This window comes from Pseudomonas sp. So3.2b, from assembly GCF_019464415.1.
Lineage (GTDB): Bacteria > Pseudomonadota > Gammaproteobacteria > Pseudomonadales > Pseudomonadaceae > Aquipseudomonas > Aquipseudomonas shahriarae.
In genome coordinates this window covers 5,153,822-5,168,744 of record NZ_CP080494.1, presented here as the reverse complement: position 1 = coordinate 5,168,744, position 14,923 = coordinate 5,153,822, and the positions used below count along the sequence as shown (strand labels likewise).

Annotated in this window: 9 protein-coding genes; 1 reads left to right on the top strand and 8 read right to left on the bottom strand. The window is 62.9% G+C overall.

The window, feature by feature from the left end:
• Positions 1 to 25: 25 nt before the first annotated feature.
• From cmoB to lon, 5 genes are all read right to left on the bottom strand, one after another.
• A complete protein-coding gene (gene cmoB, locus K1X80_RS23215; RefSeq protein WP_057958556.1) occupies positions 26 to 982 on the bottom strand; it encodes a tRNA 5-methoxyuridine(34)/uridine 5-oxyacetic acid(34) synthase CmoB in 957 nt (318 codons plus the stop codon).
• On the bottom strand, positions 979 to 1,722 hold the full coding sequence (gene cmoA / locus K1X80_RS23210) for a carboxy-S-adenosyl-L-methionine synthase CmoA (RefSeq protein WP_057438290.1): 744 nt from the start codon (positions 1,720 to 1,722) through the stop codon (positions 979 to 981). Before cmoA ends, cmoB begins: the two co-directional genes overlap by 4 nt.
• A 192-nt stretch (positions 1,723 to 1,914) precedes the next feature.
• Positions 1,915 to 2,562: a lysoplasmalogenase gene (locus K1X80_RS23205; protein WP_220172525.1), complete on the bottom strand. Its 648-nt coding sequence runs from the start codon at positions 2,560 to 2,562 to the stop codon at positions 1,915 to 1,917.
• Position 2,563: 1 nt separating this feature from the next.
• Positions 2,564 to 2,956 carry a protease inhibitor I42 family protein gene (locus K1X80_RS23200; RefSeq protein WP_029297456.1) on the bottom strand — a complete coding sequence of 131 codons (393 nt, stop codon included), beginning with the start codon at positions 2,954 to 2,956 and terminating at the stop codon, positions 2,564 to 2,566.
• 190 nt (positions 2,957 to 3,146) lie between these two features.
• The gene (lon, locus tag K1X80_RS23195) at positions 3,147 to 5,567 is read right to left on the bottom strand and encodes an endopeptidase La (RefSeq protein ID WP_057438296.1); all 2,421 of its coding nucleotides are present in this window, start codon (positions 5,565 to 5,567) and stop codon (positions 3,147 to 3,149) included.
• A gap of 362 nt (positions 5,568 to 5,929) precedes the next feature.
• Between lon and K1X80_RS23190 the strand changes: the two genes are divergently transcribed.
• Entirely contained in the window at positions 5,930 to 8,266 is a 2,337-nt protein-coding gene (locus K1X80_RS23190; RefSeq protein WP_220172524.1) for a bifunctional diguanylate cyclase/phosphodiesterase, read from the top strand.
• A 126-nt stretch (positions 8,267 to 8,392) separates the two neighbouring features.
• Here the strand turns inward: K1X80_RS23190 and K1X80_RS23185 are convergent, their stop codons facing one another.
• The 3 genes from K1X80_RS23185 to K1X80_RS23175 form a co-directional block, all read right to left on the bottom strand.
• Positions 8,393 to 10,804, bottom strand: coding sequence for a glucose/quinate/shikimate family membrane-bound PQQ-dependent dehydrogenase (locus K1X80_RS23185; RefSeq protein WP_186625568.1), 2,412 nt, complete (start codon positions 10,802 to 10,804; stop codon positions 8,393 to 8,395).
• A gap of 100 nt (positions 10,805 to 10,904) precedes the next feature.
• Positions 10,905 to 12,242 carry a carbohydrate porin gene (locus tag K1X80_RS23180; RefSeq protein WP_120734102.1) on the bottom strand — a complete coding sequence of 446 codons (1,338 nt, stop codon included), beginning with the start codon at positions 12,240 to 12,242 and terminating at the stop codon, positions 10,905 to 10,907.
• Between the two features lie 575 nt (positions 12,243 to 12,817).
• Positions 12,818 to 14,836: a TonB-dependent receptor gene (locus tag K1X80_RS23175; RefSeq protein WP_057438300.1), complete on the bottom strand. Its 2,019-nt coding sequence runs from the start codon at positions 14,834 to 14,836 to the stop codon at positions 12,818 to 12,820.
• Between the last annotated feature and the right edge of the window lie 87 nt (positions 14,837 to 14,923).

Genomic DNA, 14,923 nt, shown 5'->3' with positions numbered 1-14,923 from the left:
TGTATTTTCTCAGGGCGATTGGGGGTTACTTCTTGGCGATGATCACCGCACGCATCGGTGCCGGCAGCCCTTCAATCGTCTTGCTGTGATCCTCAGGGTCGAGGAAGTCACTCAGGGACTGATACTTCATCCACTCTGTCCCGCGTTGTTCCTCGACCGTGGTCACGCTCACATCCACGCAGCGCACCTCAGTGAAGCCGGCACGCCGCAGCCATAGCATCAGCGCCGGCACCGAGGGCAGGAACCACACATTGCGCATCTGCGCGTAACGGTCTTCCGGCACCAGTACCTGTTGTTGATCGCCCTCGATCACCAACGTTTCCAGCACCAGCTCGCCGCCCTTGACCAGGCAATCCTTGAGCGCCAGCAAATGCTCGATTGGCGAGCGGCGGTGGTAGAACACGCCCATGGAGAACACCGTGTCAAAACCTTCCATGTTTGGCGGCAGGTCTTCGAACGGGAAGGGCAGGTGCCAGGCGTTGGGCGCCGACAGGTAGCGCTGCACCGCCTGGAACTGGCAAAAGAACAACCAGTTGGGGTCCACGCCAATCACACTGTCGGCGCCGGCGCCGAGCATGCGCCACATGTAGTAGCCGTTGCCACAGCCCACATCGAGGATGCGCTTGCCCGCAAGGTTCAGGTGCGGCGCGACCCGCGACCATTTCCAGTCCGAGCGCCATTCGGTGTCCACGTGCACCCCGAACAGGTTGAACGGGCCTTTGCGCCACGGGCTCAGGCCCATCAGCGCGGCATGCATCTGCTCACGGGTTGTGTCATCGCAATCGGTGTCGAGGGTCAGGCCGTTCAGCAGGTCGACTTCGCTTGGCAGGATCTTGGGCAGCGCATCCAGCGCACTTTGCCAGCGCGCCAGGTCGCCATGGCCCTTTTCCATTTTTGCATCGAGTTGTGCTTGCAGGCCCTGGGCCCACACGGCCAGGGGAGTGCCGACCAGATGGCGGGCGAGGGGGGACAGATCAATCATGGCAAGGCAATCAACGAGGCAAAGTTAAGACACTGGAACCACGGCACGACTTTCGAGAACCCGGCCGCCAGCAGGCGTTCGCGGTGTTCTTCGAGGCTGTCGGGCTTCATGACGTTTTCGATGGCGCTGCGCTTCTGGGCGATTTCCAGTTCGCTGTAGCCGTTGGCGCGTTTGAACGCTACGTGCAGATCGGTGAGCAATGCATGTTCTTCGGGATCATTGAAGCGCAGTTTTTCCGAGAGAATCAGCGCGCCACCGGGCAGCAGCGATTGGCGAATCCGCCCGAGCAAGGCCAGGCGCTCCTCGGGGGCGATAAATTGCAGGGTGAAATTCAGCGCCACCACCGAGGCCGGCTGGAACTCTAGGGCGAGGATATCGCCTTCGATCACCTCCACCGGCAGCAGCTCCTGGAACATCGAGTCCTGGCCGTTGAGGTATTCGCGGCAGCGCTCGACCATCGCCGCCGAGTTATCCACAGCGATCACCCGGCAACCGTCGGTGCGCACGTGGCGACGCAGGGCCTGGGTCACCGCGCCCAGGGACGAACCCAGGTCGTACAGCACGCTGCCCGGCTGGGCAAACTGCGCCGCCAGCACGCCGAGGTTCTCGACAATCGTCGGGTAACCGGGCACCGAGCGCTTGATCATGTCCGGGAACACCCGCACCACGTCCTCGTTAAAGGCGAAGTCCGGCACCTGGGGCAAGGGCTGGGCGAATAGGCGATCGGGTTCTTTGCTCACGGCTGTTCCGGCGACGAAGTGGAAAAGGCCGGCATTTTAGCCAACTTGGCCGAGCGATGCGCGCCTTCTCTGATCTGTGGCGAGCGGGCTTGTTGTGGCGAGCGGGCTTGCCCGCGCTGGATTGCGCAGCAGTCCCATCTAGGGGGCCGCTGCGCGCCCCAACGCGGGCAAGCCCGCTCGCCACAGGGGGAGTCAGGTCAGGGGCGTGCGGCGCGGCTGGGAAAAGGCCGATGCGGTGATGCCCCACTGTCCCAACCAGTAGGTGATGATCAACAGGTACGGTGCGGCATCGAAGGTCACCACAAAGCGGTTGGTGCCGATCAGCGTGTCGGAAAACACAAACAACGCCGCGCCGACGGCCGCCAGCTGCGCCGAGCGCTTGGGTACGTCGCTGCCCAGGCGCGCCAGTGCACGCCAGAGCATGGCGCTGATCACCAGCGCATACACCACCACCGGAATCAGCAAGTCGCCCAGGCCGTGGGATATCAGGATGCTCAACAGGATCGCCCCAACCCCCAGGGCCAAGGCCAGCGGCAACAGGGCCGGGCGCCGGCAGTCGCTGAAGTAGGCTTTGAGATACGCCAGGTGCGCGAACAAAAACGCGCCCAGGCCGAAGATAAACAGGTCGCCGGGCCAGGCCAGCAACACATCGCCCACCACGGAGAAGATCAACCCCAGGCTGATCCAGCGTCGATAGTCACTGGGCGGCGCATCATGCAGCCAACCCAACAGCGCCAGTACCGGCAGCGGCTTGACCAACAGGCACAGCAAGGTGGCATGCGTGCTCAGACCGTAGATAAAGGTACCCGCACCCATCAACGCAAGAATCATCCATGGCATATCAGTTCACCGTAATGGCGCAGTCAAAGGTGTCCACCGGATTCACTTCCGGGGCCCAGGGTTGTTGGGAGGTCAGGCGCAGGCGGCCGCTACCTGCGGTAAAGGCCTGGAAGCGCCAGGTGGATTGCCCGGCGGCACCCACTACACCGGCGTCCTCGGGGTTGCTGTAGACCTCGGGGCCGAGGCTGCGCAGCACGCCGCCGGCCGAATCCTGGATCGCCCAGCGATAACCGGTGGTGGGGTTGCTCGGCAAGGTCAGGGTCAGGTTTTGCCCGGCCTTGAGCTTGAGCGGGCAGGCGCTCTGTTTTTCGACGGTGACGTTTTGCTTCGGTGCACTGGCGCAAGCCGCGAGCAGGGCGAGGCTTAGCGGAAGAAGCAGGCGGGCAGCGGTCATGAAGGCTCCGTTTATTGGCGACGAAGGGCGAGCATAACCGAAGATGAGACAAGGTGTTACAGCAGGGTTTTGTGTTGAGGCGGCTGACGCCATCGCGGGCAAGCCCGCTCCCACACTTGAATGTGTTCACATATCAAAATGTGGGAGCGGGCTTGCCCGCGATGAGGCCAGTGCCAACGCTACAGATCTATCAGAACAACACCTTCGCCACATCCGCAAAGCGCTTGGCAAAGTGCACCGTCATGCCTTCCTTGAGGTACTCCGGCAATTCTTCAAAGCTGCCCCGGTTGGGCTCCGGCAGGATCAGTTCATGGATCTTCTGGCGCCGCGCCGCAATCACCTTCTCGCGCACGCCACCAATCGGCAGTACGTGCCCGGTCAGGGTCAGTTCGCCGGTCATGGCCACGCCTTTTTTCGGCGGCTGGTTGCGCGCCAGCGAGAGCAGCGCACTGGCCATGGTCACCCCGGCACTCGGGCCGTCCTTGGGCGTGGCGCCTTCCGGCACGTGCAGGTGCACGAAGGCTTCGTCGAAGAACTTCGGGTCACCGCCAAACGACTTCAGGTTGGAGCTGATGTAGCTATAGGCGATTTCGGCGGATTCCTTCATCACTTCACCCAACTGCCCGGTGAGCTTGAACCCACGATTGAGCGTGTGGATACGCGTCGCCTCGATCGGCAAGGTCGCGCCGCCCATGCTGGTCCAGGCCAGGCCGGTGATGACACCCGTGCCCGACAGTACCTGCTCGTTGCGGAACACCGGCATGCCCAGGGAGCTTTCCAGGTCCTTGTTGCCGATCTTGATCACCGAGTCCGGCTCATCCAGCAGCTTGACCACCGCCTTGCGCACCAGCTTGCCCAGTTGCTTCTCCAACTGGCGCACCCCGGCTTCACGGGCATAGCCGTCGATCAGCGCGCGCAGGGCGCCATCGGTGATGCTCAGGCTGTTCTTGGCCACGCCGGCTTTTTCCAACTGCTTTGGCCACAGGTGACGCTTGGCAATGGCGACTTTTTCTTCGGTGATATAGCCCGACAGGCGAATCACTTCCATACGGTCCAGCAACGGGCCGGGGATCGAGTCCAGGGTGTTGGCGGTGCACACGAACAGCACTTTGGACAGGTCCAGGCGCAGGTCCAGGTAGTGATCGAGGAATTCGACGTTCTGTTCCGGGTCGAGGGTCTCCAGCAGGGCCGACGCCGGGTCGCCCTGGTAGCTCTGGCCCATCTTGTCGATCTCGTCGAGCATGATCACCGGGTTCATCACCTCCACATCCTTGAGCGCCTGCACCAGCTTGCCCGGCAGGGCGCCGATGTAGGTGCGGCGATGGCCCTTGATTTCGGCCTCGTCGCGCATGCCGCCGACGCTGAAACGGTAGAACGGCCGCCCCAGAGACTCGGCGATGGATTTGCCGACGCTGGTCTTGCCCACACCCGGCGGGCCTACCAACAGCACGATGGAGCCGGCGACTTCGCCTTTATAGGCGCCGACCGCGAGGAACTCGAGGATGCGACTCTTGATGTCGTCCAGCCCCGCATGGTGTTTATCCAGGACTTTGCGGGCGTGTTTGAGGTCGAGTTTGTCCTCGCCATACACGCCCCACGGCACCGAGGTCGCCCAGTCCAGGTAGTTACGCGTGACCGCGTATTCCGGCGAGCCGGTTTCGAGGATCGACAGCTTGTTCAGCTCTTCATCAATGCGTTTCTGCGCCTGGGCCGGCAGCACCTTGCCTTCCAGGCGCTGCTCGAACTGTTCGACGTCGGCGCTGCGATCGTCCTTGGTCAGCCCCAGCTCCTGCTGGATCACCTTGAGTTGTTCCTTGAGGAAAAACTCGCGCTGGTGCTCGCCGATCTTGCGGTTCACCTCGGCGGAGATTTCCTTTTGCAGGCGCGCGACTTCCACCTCTTTGCGCAGCATCGGCAACACTTTTTCCATGCGCTTGAGCATTGGCACGCAGTCCAGCACTTCCTGCAACTCGTTACCGGTGGCCGAGGTCAGCGCGGCGGCGAAGTCGGTCAGGGGCGACGGGTCGTTGGGGCTGAAGCGGTTGAGGTAGTTCTTCAGCTCTTCGCTGTACAGCGGGTTGAGCGGCAGCAGTTCCTTGATCGCATTGATCAGGGCCATGCCGTAGGCCTTGACCTCATCGGTCGGCTCGCTGGGCTGGTGCGGGTATTCGACTTCCACCAGATACGGTGGGCGGTGGTGCTTGAGCCAGGTCTTGATGCGCACGCGGGTCAGGCCCTGGGCAACGAACTGCAGCTTGCCGTTTTCGCGGCTGGCGTGATGCACCTTGACCAGGGTGCCGTACAACGGCAGGGCAGAGGTATCGAAATGCCGCGGGTCTTCGGGCGGCGTGTCCATGAAAAACAGCGCCAGGGAGTGGTGGTCGGATTTGCTCACCAGCTCCAGGGTCTCGGCCCAGGGCTCTTCATTGACGATCACCGGCAACACTTGCGCCGGGAAGAACGGCCGGTTGTGGATCGGGATGATATAGACCTTGTCCGGCAGATTTTGCCCAGGCAGGGCCAGGCCGGTGTTGGACGACGGAGTTTCAGCGTTTTCGGGGTCGGCGTAGTCGTTGAGGTCGATATCGGGGAATTCTTGCTGGTCGCTCATGGGGCACCTGCACAGTGAAGTATGGAGGTTAGATGGGGCAGGTGAGCGGTGGTTTCAATGGCCCGGCGTGGTTAGCAACAAATTGCATGACATTTACGACGTCACCGCAGTCCCCCTTCAGCAAATCGGTGGCGATTTTTGGGGTGCCTGCGCGGTTTAGACGGCGATCTGTCGTCAAAATAATGTCAGCCAACCTCCCGTATTTATTAGGTTTACTTCTGCCCGGCGAAGGCTAATCTGGGTTTTCCAAATGCCCGGTATGAACGGGCATTTATTTGACACCGGGCCGCCAGTCGCGAGGGATGCGTATGACAAAAGGGCGCTTGAGCTGGGGCGTGGGCACGCTGCCAGGAGGCAAGCGGATGAAATGGCGCCACGCCTTCCAGGCGCGGCTGGCGGGGGTGTTGGCGTTGCTGCTGCTGGTCGTGGTGGGCGCGGTGTATTTTGCCGTGAAAGTGGCCACCACCCGGGCCGTGGAAAATCAGGCCCTGGTGCAACTGGAGACCGGCAGCCGAGTGTTCGAGCGCCTGCTGGACCTGCGCGGGCGGCGCCTGCAATACGGCCTCGACTGGCTGACGGTGGACGAACAGTTCCGTCGCGCCGTCGCTGAGGGCCAGCCGGCGGCGATCCTCGCGGCCCTGCACCGGCAGGGCAGCGGCATCCGTTCCAGTGAGGTGTTTGTGCTGGGGCTGGATGGGCAGGTCATCGTCAGCACCCTGGCTGACGTGTCGGCGCAGCAAGTCTTTCCCTACGCCGAGGCGCTGCGTCAGGCTCGGCGCAATTCCCTGCAGATGCTCGTCGTCTCCCTGGCCGGCCAGCCTTTTTTGCTGGTCCAGGAAGATGTGCTGGACCCGCTGCCCATTGCGCGGGTGGTCATGGGCTTTTCCATGGATGAGGAGTTCGCCGCCGAGTTGCGCTCCCTGAGCAACCTGGAGGTGTCGTTCATGAGCGTGGACAAGGGCCAGCCGGGGGCCTTGTTCAGCACCCAGCCCGTGACCGATCGCCCGGCCATTATCGAGGCGCTACAGGCGTCGCCTCCCAGGGCGCTGGCACAAATGAGTGAGTTTCACGGCCAGCGTTTTCTCAGCCAGGTGCTGCCCCTGGCCAACACCGGCGATGGCGGGCAAGTCATGGCCTTGCTGCAAAGCCCGCTGGACCACGCCCTGCAATCCTTTGCGCCGCTGGACCGGCAATTTCTCGGCATCGCCCTCGCGGCCCTGTTGGTCTCGCTGGTGGGCGCGCTGTTGATGGCGCGCCGCGTGTCGCGCCCGCTCGATGCCCTGGTGCAGGCCGCCGAGCGCATTGGTGGCGGGGATTACCGCACGCCAGTGGCGGTGCGCGGCAAGGATGAATTCGGCCTGCTGGCCCGTGCCTTCAATGCCATGCAAAGCGGCATCGCCGTGCGCGAGCGGCAACTGGCGCACAATGCCCTGCACGATGCGCTGACCGGCCTGCCCAACCGCGCCCTGGCCATGGAGCGCCTGGGCAGTGCGATCAGTGCGCGGCGCCCGGTTGTGTTGCTGTACCTGGGGATTGAAAACTACCGGGTGATCAACGAAGGCTTTGGCCCCCAAGGGGTCGAGGAAATGTTGCGCGAAGCCAGCCGCTGCCTGCTGTCGAGCCTGGCGGCCGGGGATTCGGCGGCGCGCATTACCGGCAGCGAATTTCTGGTGCTGTTGGAAAACACCAAGCTCGACAGCGCCGTGGCCCGCGCCGACCGCCTGTACAGCCTGTTGACCGAGCCGCAGCGGGTGGGTGTCGATGAACTGCGCCACGAAGTGAGCATGGGCATTGCCGCCTACCCCGAAGATGGCCAGCAGGTCGAAGAACTGATCAGCCGCGCGGCCATTGCGCGCCACGATGCGGCCGCGTTGCCCGGCTATCTGCAGATCTATCAACAAGACCGCGACCTTGCCCATCAACGCCAGATCAGCCTGATTCGCGACCTGCGCCGCGCCGCCATCGAAGACGAATTGTTCCTGTGCTATCAACCCAAGCTCGACCTGCGCCACGGCTACGTGCGCCAGGCCGAGGCACTGTTGCGCTGGCAGCACCCGACCCTGGGCTTGGTGTCCCCCGTCGAATTCATCCCCCTGGCCGAACGCTCCGGCAGCATGGCCAGCCTGACCCACTGGGTGATCGAAGAGGCGATCCGCCAGTTGGCAGAGTGGAGCGTGCGCGGGCTGGAGGTGCAGCTGTCGCTGAACATTTCGGTGGACGACCTCGGCGACGAAGGGTTGGCGCCGCGGGTGACCGAACTGCTGGAATTGCACGGGGTGCTGGCTGGGCAGTTGATTTTCGAGATCACCGAAAGCGCGATCATGCACAACCCGGAACAGGCCTTGCGCATCCTCGAGCAACTGCGCGGCTGTGGCATCAGCCTGTCGGTGGACGACTTCGGCACGGGCTACTCGTCCCTGGCCCAGTTGCAGCGCCTGCCGGTGCAGGAGCTGAAGATCGACCAGTCCTTTGTGCACAACCTCGACAGCACCAGTGGTGACGCGGTGATCGTGCGTTCGACCATCGAGATGAGCCACAACCTGGGGCTCAAGGTGGTGGCCGAAGGGGTGGAGTTCGAACCCAGCCTGAGGCTGCTCAAGCAATGGAATTGCGACACCGCCCAGGGCTACCTGATCAGCCGGCCGTTGAATGCCATGGCCTTTGAGATGTGGATGCGCCGGGATCGCAGTACGGTGTGACGGGGCCGGCGCGGTCAAAATGTGGGAGAGGGCTTGTGTGGGAGCAGGCAAGCCAGCTCCCACATTTGAGTTGTGTTTCAAATAAATAACCCCGGAATTCCGGGGTTTTTTTGTTGCCGCTGTCGCTTAATCCGCCAGCTTGAACGCCATCACATAGTCACCCTGCTTGGTTCCCAGGGAACCATGACCGCCCGCCACGACCAGCACGTACTGCTTGCCGTCCTTGCCGGTGTAGGTCATCGGGGTGGTTTGCGCGCCTGCAGGCAGGCGGCCTTCCCACAGTTGCTTGCCGTTTTTCACGTCATAGGCACGCAGGTACTGGTCGAGGGTACCGCTGAGGAAGGACACGCCACCGGCGGTGGTGAAGGCCCCGCCCAGGCTTGGCACACCCATGCTCAGGGGGATGGGCACTGGCGAGCTGTCACGCACGGTGCCGTTCTTGTGCATCCAGATGGTCTTGTTGTTGGTCAAGTCCACGGCGGCCACATAACCCCAGGCCGGTGCCTGGCATGGCAGGCCCATTGGCGAGAGCATGGCTTCCAGGACCACGCCATAAGGCGTGCCTTTGTTCGGCTGCACACCTTCGGTCTCGCTGACACGCGGGCCCATGGCGGCGATTTTTTCTGCCGGGATCATGGTCGACTTGAACGCCATGTAGCTTGGGTTGACGAAGGCAATCTGGCGCACCGGATCAACCGAGATGCCGCCCCAGTCGAACACGCCGAAGTTGCCGGGGTAAACGATCGAACCTTGCAGCGATGGCGGGGTGAACGGGCCATCGTAGCGCAGGGATTTGAAGTCGATCCGGCAGAGCATTTGGTCGAACGGGGTCACGCCCCACATGTCACGTTCCTTGAGGGGCGGTGGCATGAAGTTGAGGTCGGACTTGGGCTGGGTCGGCGAGGTGTGATCGCCTGCCACTGCGCCTTGCGGTACCGGGATTTCGTTGATCGGCACCACCGGCTCGCCCGTTGCACGGTCCAGCACGTAGATGCTGCCTTGCTTGGTCGAGGCCATCACGGCTTGCTTCACGCCGGCCGCTGTCTTGATGTCGATCAGGCTTGGCTGGCCGCCCACGTCCATGTCCCACAGGTCATGGTGGGTGAACTGGTAGTGCCAGCGCACTTTACCGGTGTCGATATCCAGGGCGGTCAGGCCGGCAGCGTGCAGCTCGGAAGCCGGGGTGCGGTAGCCACCGAACTGGTCCGGGGTCTGGTTGCCCATCGGCAGGTAGAGCATGCCGAGTTTTTCATCGACGGCGAACATCGACCACATGTTGGGCGAGTTGCGGGTGTAGGTCTTGCCTTCGGCAATCGGCGTGGTGTCGTCCGGGTTGCCGCTGTCCCAGTTCCACACCAGCTTGCCGGTGTGCACGTCGAACGCGCGGATTACGCCGCTTGGTTCGTCGGTGGAGACGTTATCGGTGACGTGACCGCCAATGACCACCAGGTTCTTGGTGATGGCGGGCGGCGAGGTGGAGTAGTAACCACCGGGGGCGAAGGTGCCAATGTTGGCGCCCAGGTCGACCTGGCCTTTGTCGCCGAAGTCTTCACACATCTTGCCGGTGTCGGCGTTCAGTGCGATCAGACGGGTGTCGGCGGTCGGCAGGAAAATGCGGCGCGGGCAGGCATTGGCGGCTGGCGTGGCGGCGCCGGTGGCCGGGCTTTGCTCGGTGGCGGCGTAGGCCGCGTCATCGTGATACGACACGCCACGGCAGGTCATATGCGCCCAACCCTTGAAGTTCTCGGCTTTCTGCGTCGAGAGCTTAGGGTCGAAACGCCAGATTTCCTTGCCGGTATCCGGATCAAGGGCAATCACCTGGCTGTGCGGTGTGCACACGTAGAGCATGCCGTTGACTTTCAGCGGGGTGTTTTCCGCAGTGGTTTCACCAGGGTCGCCCGGGCCAGGCAGGTCGCCGGTGCGATAAGTCCAGGCCGGCACCAGCTTGTGGGCATTTTCCGGGGTGATCTGCGCCAGCGGCGAGTAACGATCACCGAAACCCGAACGGCCATAGGAATTCCAGTCGCCATCGGCCTGGGCCGGCGCGGCATTGGTCATGCCCGGTACCGCGTCGCGGTCCAGTTGGCCCTTGATTTCACCGGGGTTGGTGAACTGGCTGGCCACGGCGGTTGCGCCGGCCAGTACCACGGCTACGCTCAGCGCGCCGGTGCCCAGCGGGGCGGGTTGGCCACGCAGCAGGGGACGGCGGAACCACGGCAGCAGCATGACGATGCCCAGGCCGAACAACAGGGCCAGGCGCGGCACCAGTTGCCACCAGTCCAGGCCGACTTCCCACAGAGCCCACACCGTACTGGCGAACAGCACCACAGCGTACAGGCCCAGCGCCGCGCGGCGCGTAGCCAGCAGCAGGACGCCGGTCAGAGTGATGCCGATACCGGCCAGCAGGTAGTACAGCGACCCGCCGAGCATGCTCAGCTTGATGCCCCCGGCCAACAAGGCCAGGCCCATGATCAGCAGCAAGATCCCCAGCAGCCTGGGCAGCAGGCGGCTTGGGCTTGAAGCACCATCAGTGCTCATAGTGTGATTCTCCGTGACGTTTAAAGTAGTCCCGCGCTTGTTCACTGTAGATGACGTTTGCGCGCGGGCTTGGTTCAGGTCTCATTGCGTTTATTGCGATTCAGAAGGACGCTTGCAGCTTGATCCCGCCGACCAGCGCGTCATCCACCTGGGCAACGGCCCCCGGATGCCGGATGTATTGCAGGTTCGGGCGCACCGTCAGCCAGTTGCTGACATGCACGCCGTAATAGAGCTCGGCGCTGTATTCGGTGTCTTGCACCGGCAGGTAGGCGGCGTCGTCGAAGTCGTAGACCGCACGGGCCTGGTTGCTGGCCTGGGCGTTCTTGCGATAGGCCGGGTTGACGTGCACGCGGGCCACGGCAAAGCCGATATCGTCCTGGGCGCGGGCATCGAACGGGCCTTTGTAGACCACCCCGGCCTGCACATAGTTATCCACAGCGTTGGTCTTCTTATCGTGCATCGTCGCGTTGGCGAACACGCTCAAGCCACGGCTGTTGTCGCTGGCGAGGCGGGTGACCTGCTGCTGCACGCCCAGCCACACACCGTGCTTGCTGGAGGCACTGCGATAGGCCTCGCCACTGACGGCGGCGGGCTGGTCGTAGCGGTCCTTGTAGACATCGCTGGCCTTGGCGCTGCTGTAGTAGTAACCGGCGCGGTATTCGCCCGGCAGGCCGTGAAACGTTGGCGTCCACACCAGCTCCACCGGCAGCAGGGCGCCCTGGGTGCCGCTGCCACTGAGCTTGAAGCCATTGCCGCGATCGAGGTTGGACGGGTTCTGTTCATAGGCGCCGAGCTGCGCGTACAACTCGGGCGTCAGGTGGTATTTGACCCGCAGCGCCCATTGGCTCACGGGCCAGTTGTACCAGATGCCACCGACCCAGTTGCCCACCTGGGAGCCGCAGAACGCCAGGTTCTGGAAGTCACAGGGGAAGCTGTTGAAGTCTTCGCCTTCGCCAAAACGCCCAGCTTTGATATCCAGTTTTTGGTCGAAGAATTTCTGCTGGTACCACATCTGCGTCAGGCGCCAGGTCTGGCCACGGCCCCAGACTTCCTGGGACGAGGTAAAACCGCCGACCCGTGGGTCGTTGATGCGGTCATTGCTGATGTTATTGCCACTGCGCTCGGTGATCGTCAGTTGGAACTCGGCGTCGTGCCAGCCGAGGATCTTCTGCAGGTCCAGGTGGCTGCCGAAGGCCCATTGGTCGCTGTAGCGGGCGGTGCGGTCATGGTCCGAGCCGCCATGCAGGTTGCTGCCCATCTCGCCGGTGTAGTCGATCTTGAAGTCGTAGCCTTGTTGAGACAGCGCTGTCCGGGAACCGCCGAAATCACCCAGCATCCACGGTGACTCGCGGTCAAAGGCAGGGGCGGCCTGGGCACAGGTGATCAGGCACAAAGGCAGCAGCGCAGCGCACAGGCGCAGTGTTGGGAAAGCAGGCATAGGCAAGGGCAGGTCTTAATAGTTTTTGGTTTTAGTACGCAAACGGCGACCGGCAGGGCGGGCGCGCATCAGGTTTTTGGGTGGCAGATGAAACGTTTCAGGTTGTTGCCGACAAGGATAAAGCGCCGGCACGGGGAGAGAAAGGGCTAATCGCAAGATGGATTATTTCGGATTTGGTAACAGTCGGCGCAGAGACCGCAAAGCAGTGAGGGAGCTGGCTTGCCCGCTCCCACAGGGGATCTCGTTTACAGCACGGGTTTGGCTAGACCACACAACTTGATGTGGGAGCTGGCTTGCCTGCGATAGCGTTGGGTCAGCACCGGATAGGCTGGCTGACCCACCGCCATCGCGGGCAAGCCCGCTCCCACAGGGGGGGCTCGTTTGCAGTACGGGTTTAGCTAGACAACACAATTTGATGTGGGAGCTGGCTTGCCTGCGATAGCGTTGGGTCAGCACCGGAAAGGCTGGCTGACCCACCGCTATCGCGGGCAAGCCCGCTCCCACAAGGGAGCTTGTCTGCAGCACGAGTTTGGCTAGACAACACACAGCTCCCACAGGTTGAACATCCCTGTCTGTCAGAAGGTCGTGCGCAGGCCTACCTGCACGCTGCGCCCCGGTGCCGGTGCGATATCGCGCAGGATCGAGCTGGCGTAGCGCACGGTCTGGTTGGTCAGGTTCTCGCCGTCAACAAATGCCAGCCACTGGCTGCCACCCAGGTTGAAGCGATAGCCGGCGCTGGCGCCCAATGTGGTGTAGCCGTCGGTGCCGCTTTCGTTGTTCGGCACCCGACCCTGGCCAGCAGCATGCTCGACATCAATGCGCGCCTGCCAGCGATCCAGTTCCCACAGCAGGCCACTGTTCAGGCGCAGCGGCGCAATACGGGGCAGGGCTTCGCCGGTCTCCAGGTTGGTGGCGCGGGTGTAGTCGCCCGACAGTTCCAGGGCAAATTTGCCGTAGGCGCTTTCGCCAAGTTTCCAGTGATCCTGGGCTTCGAAGCCAACGAAACGTGCGCGTACGCCGGAGTAGGTGTATTCCGGGATGCCGTCGGCGTCTTCTTCGCCTTCGTCATTCAAGGTGCGACCGCTGTTCAGCAGGCCGATGTAGTTGGAGAAGTGGCTGTAGAACACGCCAAAACTGCCCTTGTGCGTACCATTGTCAAAGCGCAGGGCCAGGTCGCTGGCCACGGCTTTTTCCTTGGACAGCTTGGCGTCGCCCACTTCATAAGTGCCGGTGGCGACGTGGGCGCCGTTGGCGTACAGCTCGTAGAAGGTCGGCGCGCGCTCGGTGTAGCCCAGGGTCGCGGCCAGCGACCAGATGGGCGTGAGGGTATACACCGCGCCCGATGACAGGCTGCCAGCGGTGAAGCTGCTGGAGGTGTTGGCATTGGCAAAGCGCTCGTTGCCCTTGCCGTCCGGGTCGACAGTGGTGTGTTCCAGGCGCCCGCCCAGGCTCAGTTTCAGGCGCTCGGTGGCCTGCATTTCTTCGAGGATAAACAGCGCGCCGGCATTGGTCTCGGTCTGCGGTACGAAGGCTTCCTCGCCCAGGGCGGAAAATTCGCTACGGCTGACCTGGGCACCGACGATGCCGTCGAAAGGCCCCATCGGCTGGTGCCGTGCTTCGATGCGCGCCTCATAGCCTTTGTTCTTGAAAGTGGTACCGGTTTCGCCGCCTTCGATTTCCCGGTGTTCGTAATCGGTGTAGCCAGCGTCGAGTTTGACCGAGGTAAACGGCCCTTGCAGGTTGCGGATTTCGGACGCAAAGGCGTAATGCTCTTGTTGCATACGGATGCGCACATCCTGTTCGGCGGGCGAGCCGTAGTTGCTGTCGGAGTTGCTGTAGGACAACCCGGCGTAACCGTCGTCCCAGGTGTAGGAACCGCCCACTGCGCCACTGTCCTGACGCCCATCGCTGTTGCCCAGGCGGCCGTTTTTGCCGGGGCCGTTTTCACTTTGCGGGGCATGGCGGCTGCGGGCGTAACCGGGGATTTTCAGGTCGTTGAATTGCCGTGCGCTGGCATCCAGGTGCAGGGCGAAGCTGCCGTTGCCGGCTTCCAGCTTACCGGCGCTGCTGCGGGTGGTGTCGGCGCCGCCGTAGCGCAACTCGCCCGCGCCATGGATGCCTTCGATGGCTTCGGTGGGGATGCGGTTGTCGAAGGTATTGACCACGCCGCCGATGGCGCTGCCGCCGTAGAGCAAGGCGGCCGGGCCACGGACGATCTCAATGCGCTCGACATTGACCGGGTCCAGCGGCACCGCATGGTCATAAGACAACGACGAGGCATCCAGCGCGCCGACGCCGTTGCGCAGGATGCGGATGCGGTCGCCATCCTGGCCACGGATGATCGGGCGGCTGGCGCCAGGGCCAAAGTACGACGACGACACCCCCGGCTGCTTGTTCAGGGTTTCGCCAAGGCTGCCTTTTTGTTGCAGGGTCAGGTCATCGCCTTCCAGCACCGTGGTGGGCGAGGCCAGTTGTTGGCTGCCCAGCGGGTTGCCGGTGATGATTTGGGGTTGCAGTTCCAGGGCGTGGGCCTGGGTGCCGATCAGCAGGGCGGCGGCCAGCGGCGTCAGGCGCCAGAGAGGGGAGAGGGACATCGGGGGTTCCTTGGCAAAGCAGAGAAGGTTTGATATGAATGGTTACAATATAACATCTCTTTTTCGTCCGGGAAGCGGAACTTTTTC